This window comes from Treponema sp. UBA7570, from assembly GCA_002477955.1.
Lineage (GTDB): Bacteria > Spirochaetota > Spirochaetia > Treponematales > Treponemataceae > Treponema_D.
This window is the reverse complement of record DLLE01000034.1, coordinates 45487-61502: the sequence shown is the minus strand read 5'-3', so window position 1 is coordinate 61502 and position 16016 is coordinate 45487. Positions and strand designations below refer to the sequence as shown.

Genomic DNA, 16016 nt, shown 5'->3' with positions numbered 1-16016 from the left:
TAAAAAATTTTTTGTTTTTAGTAAATCAAGGCATCATGCATTATTTATAGGAGCACAATCCGCTTTCAAACCGGCTCTTCACGGTTGCGCTATCCGCTCCATCCGTCAAGACGGACGCTGCGCGCCGTTCCGATCCGGGCTAAGTTTTCGGCAAAAAAAAAGCGCCATTCCTTCGAGAAAAGCAGTTTTCTCAAATTCATGACGCCTTTGTCAAATTAAGCAAATTTAAATTTACGGCTCTACTGTAGTTTTATAAACTGTAGAAAGTTTTCCGTCAGCACCTTTTACCAATTCAAGCATTACAGCAGATTTTACAGGGTTTCGTTTTTCGTCAAAAGTAATGTGGCCTGTAACATAGTCGCCTTCAGAAGCAGCAAGAGCATCTTTTACAGCAACGCTGTCAGTTGAACCAGCGGCCAGGATTGCATTTTTAATCATATAAACTGCATCATATCCAAGAGCAGCAAAAGAAGTCGGAGTATGATTGTATTTTGCCTTATAATTTTCAACAAAAGTTTTTACTGCGCCAGTAGTTGCATCAGATGCATAGTGGTTAGAATAAAAACCGTTCAAAACTTCATCGCCGGCATTGTCAACAAGACCGTCCCAACCATCAGCACCAACAATCGGAGTATTAATTCCCTGAGCACGCAACTGTTTAGCAATAAGAGCTACAGTTCCGTAGTAATCTGGAAGGTAAACAACATCTGGTTTAGAATTCTTAATTTTTGTAAGCTGAGCGTTAAAATCTTTGTCTCCAGTGCTATAAGATTCTTTAGCAACAACAGTTCCAGAAGCAGAGAAAGTTTTTACAAAGTTTTCTGTAAGACCTACAGAGTAGTCGTTTCCAATATCATAAAGAACAGCAGCCTTTTTAGCACCAAGAGTTTCAAGCGCAAATTTAGCTCCAACAGTTCCCTGGAACGGGTCAATAAAACAAGCTCGGAAAACAAAATCTCCAGCTTCAGTAATTGCAGGAGCTGTAGCAGCAGGAGCAATCATCAAAACTTTCTGAGCCTGAGCCAAAGAAGTGATTGCCATTGTACATCCAGAAGTCAAAGAACCAACAATAAGTTTTGCTTTTTTCTGTGTAACGATTTTTTTATAAGCATTTACAGATTTTTCTGGGTTTCCTTCATCATCTTCGCTTATAATTTCAATTTTTTTACCGTTAATGCCACCAGCAGCGTTAATTTCTTCAGCCGCCAAGTTGATTCCATTCAAACAGTCAACACCGTAAACAGCTACAGCACCAGAAAGAGGTCCAATAGCACCAATTTTTACCGTTTCTCCAGCTTTTTCACCACAACCAGTAAAAGCGAAAAGTCCTGCAACAGCAAGAGCAACTGCGCCCAAAACTTTTTTCATTTGAGTCCTCCAAAAATTCAACTTAAATAAACTTTAATTATTTTCTTAATTTTAGTAAATAAAAATGAATAATAAATTTTTCACTTTTTAAAATTTTAAAGCACAAAATTCCAAAAATACTCAGACAATATTCAAAAAAAATTTATTTCATAATCAGCCTGAATATCGAATAAAAAAAAGACCAGTTATTGCCGTGTCTGACAGCACGATGTCTGCATAAAAACCCGTTTAGCAATCTAATGACAAATGGCCAAGTCCGATAATGACATTAAACGATAAAACTCGAAATTTTGACTAATTATCAATTAAATCAAAATAAATCAAAATTTTAAAGTTTCTTTTTTCATTTTTCATATTATAATTAAAAATAGCCGATTTTATTTCTGAGGTTTAGTCATGAATAAGAAGTCAATTGCTTTTTTAACCCGCTCATTAATTGATGCAACAGGTCGCAACATGCTCAAAGGCATCATAACAGGCTGCAAAAAAGATAAAATCCCTTTAGTCACATTTCGAGGGCCAATTTTAAACAAAGGAGAAGGCTCCATTATCTATCACCTGTTGACGGACGATTCTGTTTCAGGAATTATCTCCTGGGCTTCTTCCGATGTAGACAAAAAAACCACAGATTTTTACAAAAGATTTCAAAAAACGCCGCTTGTCTGCATGACTTTCCAAGTCGAAGGCAAACCTAGCATCGTCACAGACTGCAAAACAGGTCTTATAGAACTCATAGATCACCTTGTCAACGTCCATCATTTTACAAAAATAGCCTTTATACGCGGTCCAGAAACCCACATATACGCAAAAGAACGTTACGAAGGTTATCTCGAAGGCTTAAAAAAACATGGAATTCAGGCAAATCCTATCTTGATTTCCGAATGCGGCGGATGGGCAATTGCCGACGGCGAAAAAGCGCTCAGCAACTGGCTCAGCAAAGGCCTAAAACCAGGAAAAGACTTTGAAGCAATTGTTGCAGTCGGAGACAACGTTGCAATCGGCGCTCAAGAAGAACTCATCCGTCAAGGATATTCCGTTCCTCACGATGTTGCAGTCTGCGGTTTTAACGGAACAGACGACGCCGCTTGGTCAAATCCGCCAATCACTTCTGTCGAAATGCCATTCTACAAACAGGGACTTCAAGGCTACGAAACACTTTCAGCCATGTTGCAAAATAAAGAGTATACAAAACTTTTCAGATACAAAACACGTCTAGTTTTAGGCGAATCCTGCGGTTGTACCTCAACTTCCGTAAGTCAGGCCGCTTTTAAGACTTCCACAGATTTGTCAAATTCTCAGGACAAAAAGCTTTTAAAAAAAACTCAAAAAGCAAATTTTCTTTTTGATGAAAGTTTTATTTCAGAAAAATTCTCTAGCTCCGATTGGAAAAATGAACTTTCTCAAAAAATTTTACAGACAGTTCAAAACGATTTCTACACAAAAGAAGAAATTACCATTTTCTTTACAAATTTTGTGCCGAAATTTGTAGATTCATTTGCAGACGACATTCTCAGCAAAGAACCTGGCGCATTATTAAAAAACGTTACAATCGGCTTGAACAATTTTGAAAAAATTTCTAAAAATTTCAACGTCTGGCAGGATATAATCTCGACAATACGAACTTTCGCACTTTCAACAATGAGCTGTCAATGCAAAATTTACAAAAAATGCGAAAACATTTTCCAGCAAGCACGGGTACTCATAAGCGAATTTGACTGCCGCACACAAAAACAGGCAAATCTTCTTGCCGCCCGAAAAGAATCAGTTCTCCGACAAATCAGCACAGACATTCTTTCCTGCTCAAATTTGGACAAACTGTTCGAAATCATCACAAAAGCGCTTCCAAAAACTGATATTTCAAGCTGCTACATTGCACTTTACAACGATTGTCATTACACCGAAGAAAACCAAGAAATTCCACAGACAAGTCAATTAGTGCTTGCAATAAAAAAAGGCGAACGAATTTCTCTTCCAGAAGGAGGACTTACGTTCAAAACAACAGAAATCATTCCAAATTCAATCAATAATTCCGACGAATATGCAATTTACGAAATAGAATCTCTTAATATTCAGAATTCATATTTCGGTTACATTGTTTTTGAATCAGAAACTGCAAGCGGAATCACATATGCAACTCTCCGGGAACAAATTTCCTGCGCAATTTCTAGTTCCCACTTGCTCGAAGAGCGCACAAAAAGCCAGAATTTGCTCCAAACAACAATGCAGGTCATGTCAGACAAAGCCGATGTTGTTTCAAACCAGTCAGAATCCATCACTTCAAACATCACCAATATTTCAACCTCGATGGATTCAGTCGTTGGAAACATTAAAGACATTTCCGGAAACATTACAAACGTTGCTGACACTGTAACTTCTGCCAACCAAATGATAACAGATGCCGACAAATCAATAAAAACGCTTGTTCATATTACCGAAGAAATTACGCACGCAATCGACCTTATAAACGACATTGCAGAAAAAACAAACGTTCTCGCTCTCAACGCCGCAATCGAAGCGGCCCACGCAGGAGACGCCGGACGAGGCTTTAGCGTAGTAGCAAAAGAAGTGAAGGCACTTGCAGCACAGACAGTTTCTTCAACTTCAAAAATCCAGGAACTCGTAAAAAAGAATAATCTGAGTACAAAGCAGGCAGAAGAAGTTATCAATTCAACCAACAAAGCAATCAAAACAATTGCCAGCCTTTCAGAAAACATAAAAAACTCAATAAACGAACAAGTTCAGTCGTCTACAGAAATATCAGATCGCCTGCAAGACGCTTCAACTGGTGTCGAACAAATTTCAAGCGCAATTGCAGAAATTGCAAAACTCGGTTTAAAACTAAAAAAATAAAACTTTTTCATTGAACGCCACAACTTCTTTTCTTATCGGCTCTTCGTGGTTCGGTAACCCTCAGTCCTTCGGACTGGCTTTGCCACCACTGCGGGCCGGGCTCATTCGTTTTCTAATCAGATAATGCCAGCGTCATTTTAAATTAAAAATTTTTGTTTACAATTTTTTCAATTGTATTCAAAAAAAATTGTAAATATTAAAAAAAATAAAGCCGCCCTTACAAAAAACCGAAGGACGGCGTATACAGGAACAAAATTATAAATGAATTATGCCTGTGCTTCTGCAGGAGCATCAGATGAAGTTTCAGCAGCAGGTTTTGCTTTTCTTGCTTCCACTCTTGCAATGTTTTTCAATGCAGCGTTACAGTATTTGCATACTTTAACTGTTGCACCATCAATTTCCTTTTCGTAAAGGATTTTGATATTTTCTTTTCCACAGCGTGCACATTTGCCACGTCCGTGGTTTACTTCGTTACGGATACCAGTTCCGCGATGTGCTTTAGACATAAGTTAACTCCTTATTTTGCTTCTTCAGCAGCAGGAGCTGCTTTTGCAGTCTTAGCTTTAGCTGGTGCTTTTTTTGCAGCTGGCTTTTTAGCAGGTTTTTCAGAAGCATCTGCCTTTTTTGCAGCCTTTTCTTTAGATTCTTCAGTTGGAAGTTTATAATCAACCAATTCAAGAATTACCATATCTGCAGCATCGCCCTGACGGAAACCAATCTTAAGGATACGAGTGTAACCACCCTTGCGATCCTTCATTCTTGGACCAAGTTCTGTAAAGAGTTTGTTCAAGATTTTTTCATCCTGAATAAACTTTGCGGCAATACGACGGTTGTGAACTGTGTCAACCTTGCTGCGTGTAATCAATTTTTCAGCAGCCTTACGAACTTCTTTAGCTTTTGCACTAGTAGTTGTAATGCGTTCAAATCTGAAAAGTGAAGTTACCATGTTGCGCGACATAGCACGACGATGTGCAGTTGTGCGCGAAAGCGGATTAAAACCATTCTTATGATTCATTGGATTCTTCCTTTTGCTTTGGATTTGCCAAATTTACATTCTTAAGATGACTGTAATCTGTCATTCCAAGTGTAAGTCCCCATTCAAGGAGTTTTTCTTTAATTTCAGTAAGAGATTTCTTACCAAAGTTTCTTGTCTTGGCGATGTCATCTTCTGTCTTTCTTGTCAATTCTCCGATTGTACGGATATTAGCGTTTTTAAGGCAGTTTGAAGAGCGGACAGAAAGCTCAAGTTCTTCAACTGGAGTATTAAGCAATGAACGAATTCTTTCATCACCTTCATCCATATCGTCAGAACCAGAAACGTCACTATCATTAAAGTTTACAAAAATTGAGAAGTGATCTTTAGCAATTTTTGCAGCTTCAGCAAGTGCATCTTCTGGAGAAACTGTTCCATCAGACCAAATTTCAAGAACCAGTTTATCGTAGTCGTTTCTTTCACCAACACGGCAAGGCTCAATTGCATATTTTACCTTGCGAACTGGAGAGAAAATAGCATCCATTGGAATGGTGCCAACTACTTCAACATAGTTGCTGTTTACTTCAGCAGGGATATAACCTCTGCCCAAGTCAACCTGAATTTCAATGCTAAGGTTTGCACCTTCCATCATTGTGAATACAGGAACATCTTTAGAAAGCACTTCAAGCTGACCTTCTTTTTCAAAATCATTGCTTGTTACTTTTCCAGGTCCTTTGAACTCAAAAAGGAGAGTATCCTGTTCTGCATCATTTGGAAGCTTGAAACGAATCATTTTCAAACTGTTCAAAATCTCAAGTGTATCTTCCGAAACGTTCGCAATTGAGTCAAATTCACTCTGAATTACACGAGGAACGCCCTCAGCATCAAATGAAGTAATCCGTACAGATGTTACTGCATATCCCTGAATAGAAGAAAGAAGTACTCGTCTAAGAGTATTTCCAATCGTTGTACCAAAACCTGGTTCAAATGGATAAGCAATAAATTTTCCGTAATTTGGATTTGTTTCGAGATGTTCAAATGTAATACCCTTTGGTTTTTTGAAACCTTTCAAGAGGTTTTTACGTGCCATCTGAACTCCTTTTATTTACGCTCAACAATGAGCCTGCAATAATGACAAGTCAAAAGACTGCCATTTTTCATACTTTTTTACCGGGAATCCGGTCAAAACCTAACTATTACTGACCTTACTTAAATATAAAAAAACAACAAAAATGGACATTACAAGAACATCCATTCTCATCATTTATTCTACATACGGCGAGTTTTGCGTGGACGACATCCATTGTGAGGAATTGGAGTAACATCAGAAATTGATTTTACTTTAAGTCCCAAAGCACCAAGAGCACGAACTGCATTCTCGCGGCCCATTCCTGGTCCTTTTACAAATACGTGAACTTCACGCAATCCGTAACTTACTGCTTTCTGAACAGCTGTTTCTGTAACTGTCTGCGCAGCAAATGGAGTAGATTTTTTTGCTCCACGGAATCCAAGTCCGCCTGAAGACGCCCATGAAAGAGCATTTCCATTCAAGTCTGTAATTGTTACGATAGTATTGTTGAACGTAGCCTGGATATATACGTTTCCTTCGTATACGCTCTTCTTTTCCTTTCGTTTTTTTACGGTAGCCATTAGTTAAATCCTCCGTCTTATCAGACAGCCTTTTTCTTGTTAGCAACTGTCTTCTTTTTACCTTTGCGAGTACGTGAATTAGTACGTGTGCGCTGACCACGAACTGGCAAACCTTTGCGATGACGAAGACCACGATAGCAACCAATGTCCATAAGACGTTTAATGTTAAGACCGATTTCTGAGCGAAGATGTCCTTCAACCTTGTATTCTTCATCGATTACAGAACGAAGTCTAGCCTGCTCATCCTGATCAAGATCATTCATCATCTTGGCAGGATCAATCTTTGTTTTTTCGCAAATCGCTTTTGCAGATGAACGACCGATACCGTAAATATAAGTCAATGCAACAACGACGTGTTTATTTGGGAGGTCAACTCCCGCAATTCGAGCCATCTGTTACTCCTCAACCCTGTCTCTGCTTATGTTTTGGGTTAGAACAAATAATGCGGATAATTCCGTTTCTTTTTATAACCTTGCACTTATCGCAGATGGGCTTTACGCTGGTTCGTACTTTCATAAAAGTCCCCCTAGGGAAAGCATGATATTAACCCGAATCATGGCAATTCGCAATGAATTACAATTCGGGTTATCTAATATACCACAAATCCCCTTTATTGTTCTATAGAAATTCTATAAATTTTCTTAAAATTTTACAAATTTCTTGAACGTAATTTACCCTTCTTAACAAGACCTTCTGAGTGGTGCATTTTAAGAAGCGCTTCAACCTGACTCATTGTATCAAGGTCAACGCCTACCAAGATTAACAAAGAAGTACCGCCCATCAACATAGCAATTGATTGCGGGAATTTAAATGCAATCTGAATAATTGTCGGCAAAACTGCGATTGCAGCAAGATAAATTGAACCAGGCAACACGAGACGGTTTAAAACCTTCTGCATGTATTCTTCTGTTTTGTCAGTACGGATTCCTGGAATAGAACCGCCGTTTTCTCTGATATTTTTTGCGATTTCTGTGGGGTTCAGGGTTACCTGTGTGTAGAAGTATGCAAAGAAAATAATCAAAAGTACCAACAATACATTATATGTAATTCCAGTCGGCTGCAGTATATAAGAGAGTTTTGAAACCCACGTTGCTGAAGCCTTGCTAGCACCAATACTTGAAACAATCTGAAGCGGGAAAGTTAAGAACGATGATGCAAAAATTACAGGAATAACTCCCGATGGATTGATCTTGAATGGAATATAAGTACTCTGTCCACCGTACATTTTCCGTCCAACTACGCGTTTAGCATAGTGTACAGGGATTTTACGTTCGCCGGACTGTTCATAAACTACAAGTGCAATAATTCCGAAGAACATCAAAATTACTACGATAACTGCAACAGCATTGATTTCATTGCTGCGAACTTTCTGTACAAGTTCCATTACAGCATGTGGAAGACGAGCTACGATACCTGCAAAAATAAGAATCGAAATTCCATTTCCAATACCATGAGCCGTGATCTGATCACCAAGCCAAACAGTAATCATAGCACCTGTAGTAACAGTGAGCATTGCAAGCAGTCTGAATGCAACATTACTTTCAAGAACAATTGCTCCTGGAATACTGTTTGCATAAACCGTTACAGCGGCAGACTGAATCAAACATACAAAAATTGTGCCAATTCTTGTCCACGCTGCAAATTTTCGCTGCCCCCCATCTTCCTGAACAATGCGTTTAAGAGATGGGAAAATAATCAGCGCCAACTGCAAAATAATCTGTGTTGAAATGTAAGGCATAACACCAAGCATGAACACAGAAAAATTAGAGAATGCACCACCGGCAAAAAAGTCCATGTAACTTGCAAATGCGTTTTCGCCACTCTTTGCAAGATTATTGAAGTATTCAACGAGTACTCCAGCATTAATTCCAGGAATCGTCAGCACGCATCCAAGACGGAATATTGCAAGAATAGCTAATGTAAAGAGCAGACGATTTCTCAACTCTTTAATTCTAAACATATTTACAATTGGATTGTTTGCCATGTGTGTCTCCGGTACTTATTTTAATTAGCTTTTGTTTCAGAAGCTTCTTTAACGGAACCGCCAGCTTTTTCGATTTTAGCTTTTGCCGAAGCAGAAACCTTATCTACATCTACTGTAAGTTTTTTTGTTAAATCACCAGTACCAAGAATCTTTACCAAAGAATCTGCTTTAGAAACAAGACCTTTAGCAACAAGAGTTTCCTTGTTTACTGATTCACCATCTGAATATTTTTCTTCAAGAAGAGAAACATTTACAACTGAATATTCTTTCTTGAATGGGTAGTTAGAAAAACCACGGTGTGCAATACGGCGATAAAGAGGCATCTGTCCGCCTTCAAAACCTACGTATGTTTTTCCACCAGAGCGAGACTGCTGTCCCTTGTTTCCCTTTCCCGCAGTTGTTCCACGACCTGAAGAAGAACCGCGGCCAACAATGCGTCTTTTCTTATTAGCACCCTGTGGTGCACTCAATACGAAATCAGACATTATTTTACTTCCTCGACTGTAATCAGGTGTGATACAGCTTCAGCCATTCCAAGAACAGCTGGAGTTGCTTCCAATGTATTTGAAGAGTTAATCCTTTTAAGACCAAGACTGCGAACGGTTGCAACCTTAGCTGGTTTCTGTCCAATTGTACTTTTTACAAGTGTTACCTTGATTTTCTTAGCCATGATTAACCCCACATTTCCTGCAGAGATTTACCTCTGTTTGATGCAACAACTTTTGCGTCCATAAGACTTTCAAGAGCTTCAAATGTTGCACGAACTACATTGATTGGACTTGAAGAACCCAATGACTTAGAAATTACGTCTGTTGCACCAATTGAATCCATGATTGCACGAACTGGACCACCTGCGATGATTCCAGTACCGGCACAAGCTGGTTTCAAAAGAATTGATGAACTCTTGTATTTTCCAAGAACATCGTGTGGAAGAGTGCCATTTTTTACTGGAACAGTAATAAGGTTTCTCTTTGCACGATCAATACTCTTTCTAATTGCTTCAGATACATCATTAGCTTTGCCAAATCCATATCCTACACGACCTTTTCCATCGCCTACAACTGTGAGAGCTGAGAATGACATACGACGTCCACCTTTTACGGTTTTAGCAGTACGATTCAGTCTAACAAGTTTTTCAACGAATTCTTTCTGTTCTCTTTCTTTTTCGAACTTGTTCTGGCGTTCCATTAGACTCTCCTAGAAAATGATACCTGCTTTGCGGGTTCCATCTGCGAGTGCCTTTACAACACCATGATACAGATATCCGTTGCGGTCAAAAACTACAGTTGTAATTTTTTTGTCCTGAAGACGTTTTCCAAATGCTTCACCAAGTTTTGCTGCACCTTCAACAGTCGCTTTCAAGTCAGCAAATTCTTTTTCCAAAGTAGAAATAGAAGCAAGAGTTACACCTTCGTCATCATCAATTACCTGAGCGTAAAGGTTGCAGTTGCTACGTGTTACTGTTAAGCGTGGGCGAGCAGCTGTTCCGTAAACTGACTTACGGATATGAACCTTACGGTGAAGGCGCTTTCTTGCTTTATCATTAAGTTTCTTAAACATACGCTACACCTTATTTTACGCCAGTCTTTCCGACTTTGCGTCTGATAACTTCGTCGCTGTAACGAATTCCCTTTCCCTTGTAAGGTTCTGGGAGACGAAGCTTGCGGATCTGTGAAGCAAATTCACCGACCATCTGCTTGTCAATACCAGCAATAGTAACTTTACCATTAGCATCTGCTGTAACAGTAAGACCATCAGGGATTATTGCGATAAAGTCAGAAGAAAAACCAAGGTTCATTACAAGATTTTTTCCCTGAACTTCAGCACGATAACCAACACCAGTGATAATCAAAGATCTTGAGAATCCCTGAGTCACACCTGTAACCATATTATGAACCAATGCACGGTAAAGACCATGAGCTGCACTAGCAGCTTTTGATTCATCAACCGGCGAAACAGTAAGTTCTCCGTCTTTTACTTCGAACTTTACTTTATCGTTTACATGCTGTTTTAGTTCACCCTTCGGTCCCTTTACAACAATTTCTCCGGCATTAACTGTAACTGTAACTCCTGCAGGAATAGCAACAGGAAGTTTACCGATTTTTGACATCTCTTCCTCCTATTACCAAACTTTGCAAACGAGTTCGCCACCAACCATTTTTTCACTTGCTTTCTTTCCAGTTGTTACACCAGAAGAAGTTGAAACGATCAGCGTACCATATCCATTAAGAACACGTGGCAACTCTTTATAGCCAGAATAAATACGACGACCTGGAGTTGAAATCTTTTCAATTCCGTGGATAACCGGCGCATTTGCTTCATCATACTTCAAGAAAATACGGATGATAGAATGACCTTCTTCCTGAACTTTCTTAAAATTCTTAATATAACCTTCTGTTTTAAGGATCTTAACAATTTCAAGCTTAAGTTTAGATGTAGAAACATCTACTTTTTCGTGGCGAGCCTGAACAGCATTACGAACCTTAGTGAGCATATCTGCTATTGGGTCTGATGTACTCATTTTCTTTCTCCTCCACTACCAACTTGATTTTGTTACGCCTGGCAAAAGGCCTTCGCTTGCTAACTTGCGGAAACAAATACGGCAAACTTTAAATTTGCGCAAATAACCGCGTGGACGACCACAAATCTGACATCTGTTATAGCGACGAGTGCTATATTTAGGTGTGCGATCTGCTTTTATAACCATTGATTTCTTAGCCATTGTTCCTCACCTACTTTCTGAAAGGCATATTGAACTTGGTAAGCAATGCACGAGCTTCCGCATCTGTGCGAGCACTTGTTACAATCGAGATATTCATACCAGCAATCTTTACAATTTTGTCGAAATCGATTTCTGGGAAGATAATCTGTTCTGTAATACCAAGAGAAAAATTTCCGTGTCCATCAAAACCTGTTGCTTTGATTCCGCGAAAATCCTTTACACGAGGTAATGCAACATTGATAAGGCGGTCCAAAAATTCATACATAATGTTACCGCGCAATGTTACCATTACACCAACTTCATTGCCCTCACGAAGTTTAAAGTTAGCAATACTTTTTCTGGCCTTCGTCTTAACAGCATGCTGTCCAGTAATCTGAGTTAAATCAGCTACTGCGGCATCAAGGAGTTTCTTGTTAGTGAGAGCTTCGCCGACACCCATGCTTACTACTACTTTTTTTATAGCAGGAATCTGCATTACGGATGTATAACCGAGCTCTTTGAAGAGCTCAGGAGCGATAGTGTCCTTATAGACTTTCTTAAGCCGTGGTACGTACTTATCCATTACAGTGCTTCTCCACACTTACGGCAAACACGAGTTTTCTTGTCGCCGTCAATTTTGAATCCAATTTTAGTTGGACCGCATTTTTTACATACGATCGCAACATTTGAAATATTAAGTGGAGCTTCGATTTCTGCGATTCCACCTTGATCCTGTTGACTGCGTTTTCTCATTGCTTTTTTTACCATGTTAATTCCAGATACAATTACAGCATCCTTTTTAGCAATTACGCGAACAACAGCACCACGTTTACCTTTGTCTTTTCCAGCGATTACCTGTACGGTATCGTCTTTACGGATCTTAAATTTCTTTTCCATATTGATTCTCCTTACAGTACTTCTGGAGCAAGTGATACGATCTTCATGAAGTCCATATCACGGAGTTCACGTGCAACAGGTCCAAAAATACGTTTTCCTTTTGGATTTCCATCAGCATCAACGATAACGCAAGCATTATCATCAAAACGAATGTAAGTTCCATCTGGACGACGGTATTCTTTTGAAACACGAACGATTACAGCTTTTTCAACTGTACCTTCTTTTATAGTAGAAGTAGGAATTGCTTCCTTGATTGCTACTACTACAATATCACCGATACCGGCATAACGGCGGTGTGTACCACCGAGAACCTTGATAACCTGAGCAACTTTTGCTCCGGAGTTATCGGCAACAGTCAATTTTGATTGCATCTGCAGCATTTTATAACTCCTTTAGCTTACTTTGCTCTTTCGATGATTTCTGCAAGTCTCCAGCATTTATCTTTGCTGATTGGACTGCATTCAATGATGCGAACTGTGTCACCAATGTGAGCTTCGTTCTTTTCATCATGCGCTTTACACTTTTTAGTTTGTGTAACGTATTTCTTATAGAGAGGGTTCATTCTCTTTGTATCGATTGAAACAACGATGGTTTTTTCCATTTTGTCGCTTGTTACGATACCTACGAAAGAACGTTTTGCTCCCTTTTTAGTCTGAACTTCCTGTTCTGCCACGGGTTAGCTCCTACTTAGTCTGTCCGGCAATTTCTTTTGCACGGATGAGCGTATTAATAGTCGCAATCTGGCGACGCATAGTACGCTTCTGCATTGGGTTATCAACATGGCCGATTACCATTTGGAAACGGAGATCCATGTATTTCTGTTTCATGTCGTTACGTTCAGCTATCAATTCAGCGTAAGACATTTCTTTTACATTCTTTTTCTTTGAATTAGCCATATCTTACTCCTTAGTCGATAGTTGGTTTGTAAGCAATCTTTGTTCTAATTGGAAGTTTGTCTGCGGCAAGCTTAAGAGCCTGTTCTGCAAGTTTAATATCAATTCCACCAACTTCAAACAAAATTACACCAGGTTTAATGTTTGCAGCCCAAAATTCTGGAGAACCTTTTCCCTTACCCATGCGGACTTCCGACGGTTTTTTGGTAATTGGTTTATCTGGGAATACACGAAGCCAAACATTACCCTTACGTTCAAGCTTACGGTTGATAGCAACACGAGCAGCTTCAATATGACGAGCCTGAAGCCAAACTGGTTCGAGAGCTACAAGAGCAATCTGACCAAAGTCAATATTGTTAGCACGTGTGGCATTTCCTTTTACTTTACCGCGCTGTACTTTACGGTGAATAACTCTTTTAGGACTAAGCATTTTATGTTACTCCTTTGAAGAATCTGCTGCGCGAGCAGGGCGTTTTGCTCTTGAGTCATTAGACTGAGAGCGATCACGATGAGGCTTGCGAACAATCTGTCCAGCATCTTCATTCTTTTCAATACCGTAGTTCATACCGTTGTAAACCCATACTTTTACACCAATTTTTCCATAGGTTGTATGAGCTTCGTATGTAGCGTAATCAATGTCTGCACGAAGAGTATGAAGAGGAACACGTCCTTCCTTATGTTCTTCTGAGCGTTTCATTTCTGCGCCACCAAGACGACCTGACAAACGGATCTTAATTCCCTGTGCTCCACCTTTCATCGCGCTAGAAGAAGCCTGCTTAAGAGCCTTGCGGAATGAACCACGTCCTGCAAGCTGGCGTCCAACGTTCTGTGCAATAAGAGAAGCGTTGATATCAGCACGTTTTACTTCTTTAATCTTAATCTGAACTTTTTTAGAAGCAAACTGCGCTTGAATTTCAGCACTGATTTTTTCGATGTTAGCACCTTTTACACCAATAATTACACCTGGGCGTGCTGTGTGAATTACAATTGTAACACGCTGCGGGTGACGTACGATTTCGATTTCTGCAATATCTGCGTTCTGGCATTCAGGTAATTCTCTTACCAACTTGCGGATTTTAATATCCTCAAGAACCAGGTCTGCATAGTCGCGAGGACCAGCATACCAGCGAGACTGCCATGTCTTGTTAATTCCAAGACGCAAACCGATAGGATTTACTTTCTGACCCACTTTATTCCCCCGCCTTCTCGTCAACAATGACGGTGATATGGCACATACGTTTTAAGAGCTGATCAGCACGACCGCGAGCACGGAACCAAACTCTCTTAAGTCTCGGACCTTCATCAATACGAATTTCCTTGATGTAGAGCATATCTTCATCGAGATTCTTGTTTGCATACAGAGCGTTAGCAACAGCTGATTTAAGAGTACCTTTTATCAACCTTGCACCCTTCTGTGGCATATTTTCAAGAACTGCCAAAGCTTCTGAGCATTTCTTCTGCTTAATTACATTAGCAACTGGACGAACCTTAGTTGGTGATGCAATCAGGAATTTTGTAGTGGCTACATAACCTTTTTTCTCTGCCATAGTATCCACCTTTATTTAGCACTCTTATCAGTGCCGCCATGTCCTTTAAATGTACGAGTTGGAGCAAATTCGCCGAGCTTATGGCCAACGAGATTTTCAGTAACATATACAGGAATCCATGACTTACCGTTGTAAACACTGATTGTGTTTCCAACCATTTCTGGAATGATTGTAGAGCAACGAGAATATGTTTTAATCATTTTCTTGTCTGACTCTTTATTCATTTCAATAACTTTCTTGTAAAGACTCTTTTCAATAAAAGGTCCTTTCTTAACTGATCTTGACATTGTTAACTACTCCTACTACTTCTTACGGCGTGAAACAATGAAACGGTTAGAAGGCTTTCTCTTATTGCGAGTCTTATAACCTCTACATGGCTGTCCCCAAGGTGTAACAGGCTGATGTCCTTTACCAGCCCCTTCACCACCACCAAGCGGATGATCAACCGGGTTCATAGCCATACCACGAACTGTTGGACGGATACCGAGCCAACGTCTGCGACCAGCTTTACCAAGCTGAGTGTTCATACGTTCTTCATTACCAACAACGCCAATTGTTGCATAGCATTTTCCAAAGACACGGCGTGTTTCACCTGAAGGAAGGCGAATTACAACATACTCACCGTCTTTAGCAGCAACAAGAGCAGAAGCACCTGCTGAGCGGGCAAGCTGTCCACCACGGCCAAGTGTCAATTCAATGTTGTGAACTGTAAAACCAACAGGAATTACTTCAAGTGGAAGTGCGTTTCCAACAGTTGGAACTGCGTTTTCACCAGACATAATTTTCTGTCCTACAGTAAGTCCTTTTGGAGCAATAATATAGCGTTTTTCGCCATCTGCATAATAAATCAAAGCAATATTTGCACTGCGGTTTGGATCGTATTCAATAGTTTTTACAGTTCCAGGAATTCCGTGCTTATTGCGTTTAAAATCAATTACGCGATACTTTCTTTTGTGTCCACCACCCTGATGACGTACAGAAATACGACCACCCTGACCGCGTCCACCATTTGACTTAAGACCTGATACCAGACTTTTTTCGGGTTTATCGGTTGTCAGTTCTTCTCTTACCAAATCGATGCGGGTACGAGTACCAGCAGTGTATGGTTTAAAAACTTTAAGAGCCATCTGGTTCCCCTTAATTTAACGAAGGC

26 protein-coding genes are annotated in these 16016 nt (G+C 39.8%); 1 reads left to right on the top strand and 25 read right to left on the bottom strand.

From position 1 onward, the window contains the following. Positions 1-231: 231 nt before the first annotated feature. Positions 232-1368 (bottom strand): ABC transporter substrate-binding protein, encoded by a 1137-nt coding sequence (locus B4N75_RS04225; protein WP_296667935.1) that lies wholly within the window; start codon positions 1366-1368, stop codon positions 232-234. Between the two features lie 396 nt (positions 1369-1764). Here B4N75_RS04225 and B4N75_RS04220 point away from each other — a divergent pair, with 396 nt between their 5' ends. After that, positions 1765-4218, top strand: a complete 2454-nt coding sequence (locus tag B4N75_RS04220) for a methyl-accepting chemotaxis protein (protein WP_296706644.1) — start codon at positions 1765-1767, stop codon at positions 4216-4218. A 266-nt stretch (positions 4219-4484) separates the two neighbouring features. Here B4N75_RS04220 and B4N75_RS04215 read toward each other — a convergent pair whose 3' ends face one another. The 24 genes from B4N75_RS04215 to rplB form a co-directional block, all read right to left on the bottom strand. Beyond that, entirely contained in the window at positions 4485-4724 is a 240-nt protein-coding gene (locus B4N75_RS04215; protein WP_296018069.1) for a hypothetical protein, read from the bottom strand. Positions 4725-4735: 11 nt separating this feature from the next. Then, on the bottom strand, positions 4736-5233 hold the full coding sequence (rplQ, locus tag B4N75_RS04210; protein WP_273443338.1) for a 50S ribosomal protein L17: 498 nt from the start codon (positions 5231-5233) through the stop codon (positions 4736-4738). Next, positions 5223-6281 (bottom strand): DNA-directed RNA polymerase subunit alpha, encoded by a 1059-nt coding sequence (locus tag B4N75_RS04205; RefSeq protein WP_296667940.1) that lies wholly within the window; start codon positions 6279-6281, stop codon positions 5223-5225. The genes rplQ and B4N75_RS04205 overlap by 11 nt, the downstream gene beginning before the upstream one ends. A 179-nt stretch (positions 6282-6460) precedes the next feature. Then, positions 6461-6841, bottom strand: coding sequence for a 30S ribosomal protein S11 (gene rpsK, locus B4N75_RS04200; protein WP_078931326.1), 381 nt, complete (start codon positions 6839-6841; stop codon positions 6461-6463). A gap of 20 nt (positions 6842-6861) precedes the next feature. After that, on the bottom strand, positions 6862-7233 hold the full coding sequence (gene rpsM / locus B4N75_RS04195; RefSeq protein ID WP_296018035.1) for a 30S ribosomal protein S13: 372 nt from the start codon (positions 7231-7233) through the stop codon (positions 6862-6864). A gap of 10 nt (positions 7234-7243) precedes the next feature. Beyond that, the gene (gene rpmJ, locus B4N75_RS04190) at positions 7244-7357 is read right to left on the bottom strand and encodes a 50S ribosomal protein L36 (protein ID WP_074641226.1); all 114 of its coding nucleotides are present in this window, start codon (positions 7355-7357) and stop codon (positions 7244-7246) included. Between the two features lie 133 nt (positions 7358-7490). Beyond that, positions 7491-8825, bottom strand: a complete 1335-nt coding sequence (secY, locus tag B4N75_RS04185) for a preprotein translocase subunit SecY (RefSeq protein ID WP_296018016.1) — start codon at positions 8823-8825, stop codon at positions 7491-7493. Positions 8826-8845: 20 nt separating this feature from the next. Next, positions 8846-9310, bottom strand: a complete 465-nt coding sequence (rplO, locus tag B4N75_RS04180) for a 50S ribosomal protein L15 (RefSeq protein WP_296018009.1) — start codon at positions 9308-9310, stop codon at positions 8846-8848. Further along, positions 9310-9495, bottom strand: a complete 186-nt coding sequence (rpmD, locus tag B4N75_RS04175; RefSeq protein WP_296018004.1) for a 50S ribosomal protein L30 — start codon at positions 9493-9495, stop codon at positions 9310-9312. Before rpmD ends, rplO begins: the two co-directional genes overlap by 1 nt. Before the next feature lie 2 nt (positions 9496-9497). Continuing rightward, positions 9498-10013, bottom strand: coding sequence for a 30S ribosomal protein S5 (rpsE, locus tag B4N75_RS04170; protein ID WP_296017998.1), 516 nt, complete (start codon positions 10011-10013; stop codon positions 9498-9500). 9 nt (positions 10014-10022) lie between these two features. Then, positions 10023-10385 (bottom strand): 50S ribosomal protein L18, encoded by a 363-nt coding sequence (gene rplR / locus B4N75_RS04165; protein ID WP_273065900.1) that lies wholly within the window; start codon positions 10383-10385, stop codon positions 10023-10025. 10 nt (positions 10386-10395) lie between these two features. After that, a complete protein-coding gene (gene rplF / locus B4N75_RS04160; RefSeq protein ID WP_296017983.1) occupies positions 10396-10935 on the bottom strand; it encodes a 50S ribosomal protein L6 in 540 nt (179 codons plus the stop codon). 12 nt (positions 10936-10947) lie between these two features. After that, positions 10948-11346 carry a 30S ribosomal protein S8 gene (gene rpsH, locus B4N75_RS04155; protein ID WP_078931318.1) on the bottom strand — a complete coding sequence of 133 codons (399 nt, stop codon included), beginning with the start codon at positions 11344-11346 and terminating at the stop codon, positions 10948-10950. A 15-nt stretch (positions 11347-11361) separates the two neighbouring features. Further along, positions 11362-11547, bottom strand: coding sequence for a type Z 30S ribosomal protein S14 (locus tag B4N75_RS04150; RefSeq protein WP_296017969.1), 186 nt, complete (start codon positions 11545-11547; stop codon positions 11362-11364). Between the two features lie 10 nt (positions 11548-11557). Beyond that, positions 11558-12109 carry a 50S ribosomal protein L5 gene (rplE, locus tag B4N75_RS04145; RefSeq protein ID WP_078931316.1) on the bottom strand — a complete coding sequence of 184 codons (552 nt, stop codon included), beginning with the start codon at positions 12107-12109 and terminating at the stop codon, positions 11558-11560. Then, positions 12109-12423: a 50S ribosomal protein L24 gene (rplX, locus tag B4N75_RS04140; protein ID WP_296017958.1), complete on the bottom strand. Its 315-nt coding sequence runs from the start codon at positions 12421-12423 to the stop codon at positions 12109-12111. The genes rplE and rplX overlap by 1 nt, the downstream gene beginning before the upstream one ends. Positions 12424-12434: 11 nt before the next feature. Further along, on the bottom strand, positions 12435-12803 hold the full coding sequence (gene rplN, locus B4N75_RS04135) for a 50S ribosomal protein L14 (protein WP_078931314.1): 369 nt from the start codon (positions 12801-12803) through the stop codon (positions 12435-12437). A gap of 17 nt (positions 12804-12820) precedes the next feature. Then, complete coding sequence (gene rpsQ / locus B4N75_RS04130) at positions 12821-13096, bottom strand: 30S ribosomal protein S17 (RefSeq protein ID WP_078931313.1); 276 nt, start codon at positions 13094-13096, stop codon at positions 12821-12823. Between the two features lie 10 nt (positions 13097-13106). Continuing rightward, positions 13107-13319 (bottom strand): 50S ribosomal protein L29, encoded by a 213-nt coding sequence (gene rpmC / locus B4N75_RS04125; protein WP_296667947.1) that lies wholly within the window; start codon positions 13317-13319, stop codon positions 13107-13109. Positions 13320-13329: 10 nt separating this feature from the next. Then, positions 13330-13746, bottom strand: coding sequence for a 50S ribosomal protein L16 (gene rplP, locus B4N75_RS04120; RefSeq protein ID WP_078931311.1), 417 nt, complete (start codon positions 13744-13746; stop codon positions 13330-13332). Between the two features lie 6 nt (positions 13747-13752). Continuing rightward, positions 13753-14505, bottom strand: a complete 753-nt coding sequence (gene rpsC / locus B4N75_RS04115) for a 30S ribosomal protein S3 (RefSeq protein ID WP_296017929.1) — start codon at positions 14503-14505, stop codon at positions 13753-13755. Between the two features lies 1 nt (position 14506). Then, positions 14507-14863, bottom strand: a complete 357-nt coding sequence (gene rplV, locus B4N75_RS04110) for a 50S ribosomal protein L22 (protein ID WP_296017921.1) — start codon at positions 14861-14863, stop codon at positions 14507-14509. 11 nt (positions 14864-14874) lie between these two features. Beyond that, complete coding sequence (gene rpsS / locus B4N75_RS04105; protein ID WP_288516169.1) at positions 14875-15150, bottom strand: 30S ribosomal protein S19; 276 nt, start codon at positions 15148-15150, stop codon at positions 14875-14877. Positions 15151-15165: 15 nt separating this feature from the next. Continuing rightward, complete coding sequence (rplB, locus tag B4N75_RS04100) at positions 15166-15990, bottom strand: 50S ribosomal protein L2 (RefSeq protein WP_078931307.1); 825 nt, start codon at positions 15988-15990, stop codon at positions 15166-15168. Positions 15991-16016: the final 26 nt, after the last annotated feature.

Bases quoted from the DNA above. Each gene is read 5' to 3' on its own strand.
- rplP (WP_078931311.1), bottom strand. From the start codon at position 13,746: ATGCTTAGTCCTAAAAGAGTTATTCACCGTAAAGTACAGCGCGGTAAA.
- rplF (WP_296017983.1), bottom strand. From the start codon at position 10,935: ATGTCAAAAATCGGTAAACTTCCTGTTGCTATTCCTGCAGGAGTTACA.
- secY (WP_296018016.1), bottom strand. From the start codon at position 8,825: ATGGCAAACAATCCAATTGTAAATATGTTTAGAATTAAAGAGTTGAGA.
- rplO (WP_296018009.1), bottom strand. From the start codon at position 9,310: ATGTCTGATTTCGTATTGAGTGCACCACAGGGTGCTAATAAGAAAAGA.
- rplN (WP_078931314.1), bottom strand. From the start codon at position 12,803: ATGCTGCAGATGCAATCAAAATTGACTGTTGCCGATAACTCCGGAGCA.
- rplR (WP_273065900.1), bottom strand. From the start codon at position 10,385: ATGTTTAAGAAACTTAATGATAAAGCAAGAAAGCGCCTTCACCGTAAG.
- rplB (WP_078931307.1), bottom strand. From the start codon at position 15,990: ATGGCTCTTAAAGTTTTTAAACCATACACTGCTGGTACTCGTACCCGC.
- rpsK (WP_078931326.1), bottom strand. From the start codon at position 6,841: ATGGCTACCGTAAAAAAACGAAAGGAAAAGAAGAGCGTATACGAAGGA.
- B4N75_RS04205 (WP_296667940.1), bottom strand. From the start codon at position 6,281: ATGGCACGTAAAAACCTCTTGAAAGGTTTCAAAAAACCAAAGGGTATT.
- rpsS (WP_288516169.1), bottom strand. From the start codon at position 15,150: ATGTCAAGATCAGTTAAGAAAGGACCTTTTATTGAAAAGAGTCTTTAC.
- rpmD (WP_296018004.1), bottom strand. From the start codon at position 9,495: ATGGCTAAGAAAATCAAGGTAACACTTGTAAAAAGTACAATTGGACAG.
- B4N75_RS04220 (WP_296706644.1), top strand. From the start codon at position 1,765: ATGAATAAGAAGTCAATTGCTTTTTTAACCCGCTCATTAATTGATGCA.
- rpsH (WP_078931318.1), bottom strand. From the start codon at position 11,346: ATGAGTACATCAGACCCAATAGCAGATATGCTCACTAAGGTTCGTAAT.
- rpmC (WP_296667947.1), bottom strand. From the start codon at position 13,319: ATGGCTAATTCAAAGAAAAAGAATGTAAAAGAAATGTCTTACGCTGAA.
- B4N75_RS04150 (WP_296017969.1), bottom strand. From the start codon at position 11,547: ATGGCTAAGAAATCAATGGTTATAAAAGCAGATCGCACACCTAAATAT.
- rplE (WP_078931316.1), bottom strand. From the start codon at position 12,109: ATGGATAAGTACGTACCACGGCTTAAGAAAGTCTATAAGGACACTATC.
- rplQ (WP_273443338.1), bottom strand. From the start codon at position 5,233: ATGAATCATAAGAATGGTTTTAATCCGCTTTCGCGCACAACTGCACAT.
- rpsM (WP_296018035.1), bottom strand. From the start codon at position 7,233: ATGGCTCGAATTGCGGGAGTTGACCTCCCAAATAAACACGTCGTTGTT.
- B4N75_RS04215 (WP_296018069.1), bottom strand. From the start codon at position 4,724: ATGTCTAAAGCACATCGCGGAACTGGTATCCGTAACGAAGTAAACCAC.
- rpmJ (WP_074641226.1), bottom strand. From the start codon at position 7,357: ATGAAAGTACGAACCAGCGTAAAGCCCATCTGCGATAAGTGCAAGGTT.
- rplX (WP_296017958.1), bottom strand. From the start codon at position 12,423: ATGGAAAAGAAATTTAAGATCCGTAAAGACGATACCGTACAGGTAATC.
- B4N75_RS04225 (WP_296667935.1), bottom strand. From the start codon at position 1,368: ATGAAAAAAGTTTTGGGCGCAGTTGCTCTTGCTGTTGCAGGACTTTTC.
- rplV (WP_296017921.1), bottom strand. From the start codon at position 14,863: ATGGCAGAGAAAAAAGGTTATGTAGCCACTACAAAATTCCTGATTGCA.
- rpsE (WP_296017998.1), bottom strand. From the start codon at position 10,013: ATGGAACGCCAGAACAAGTTCGAAAAAGAAAGAGAACAGAAAGAATTC.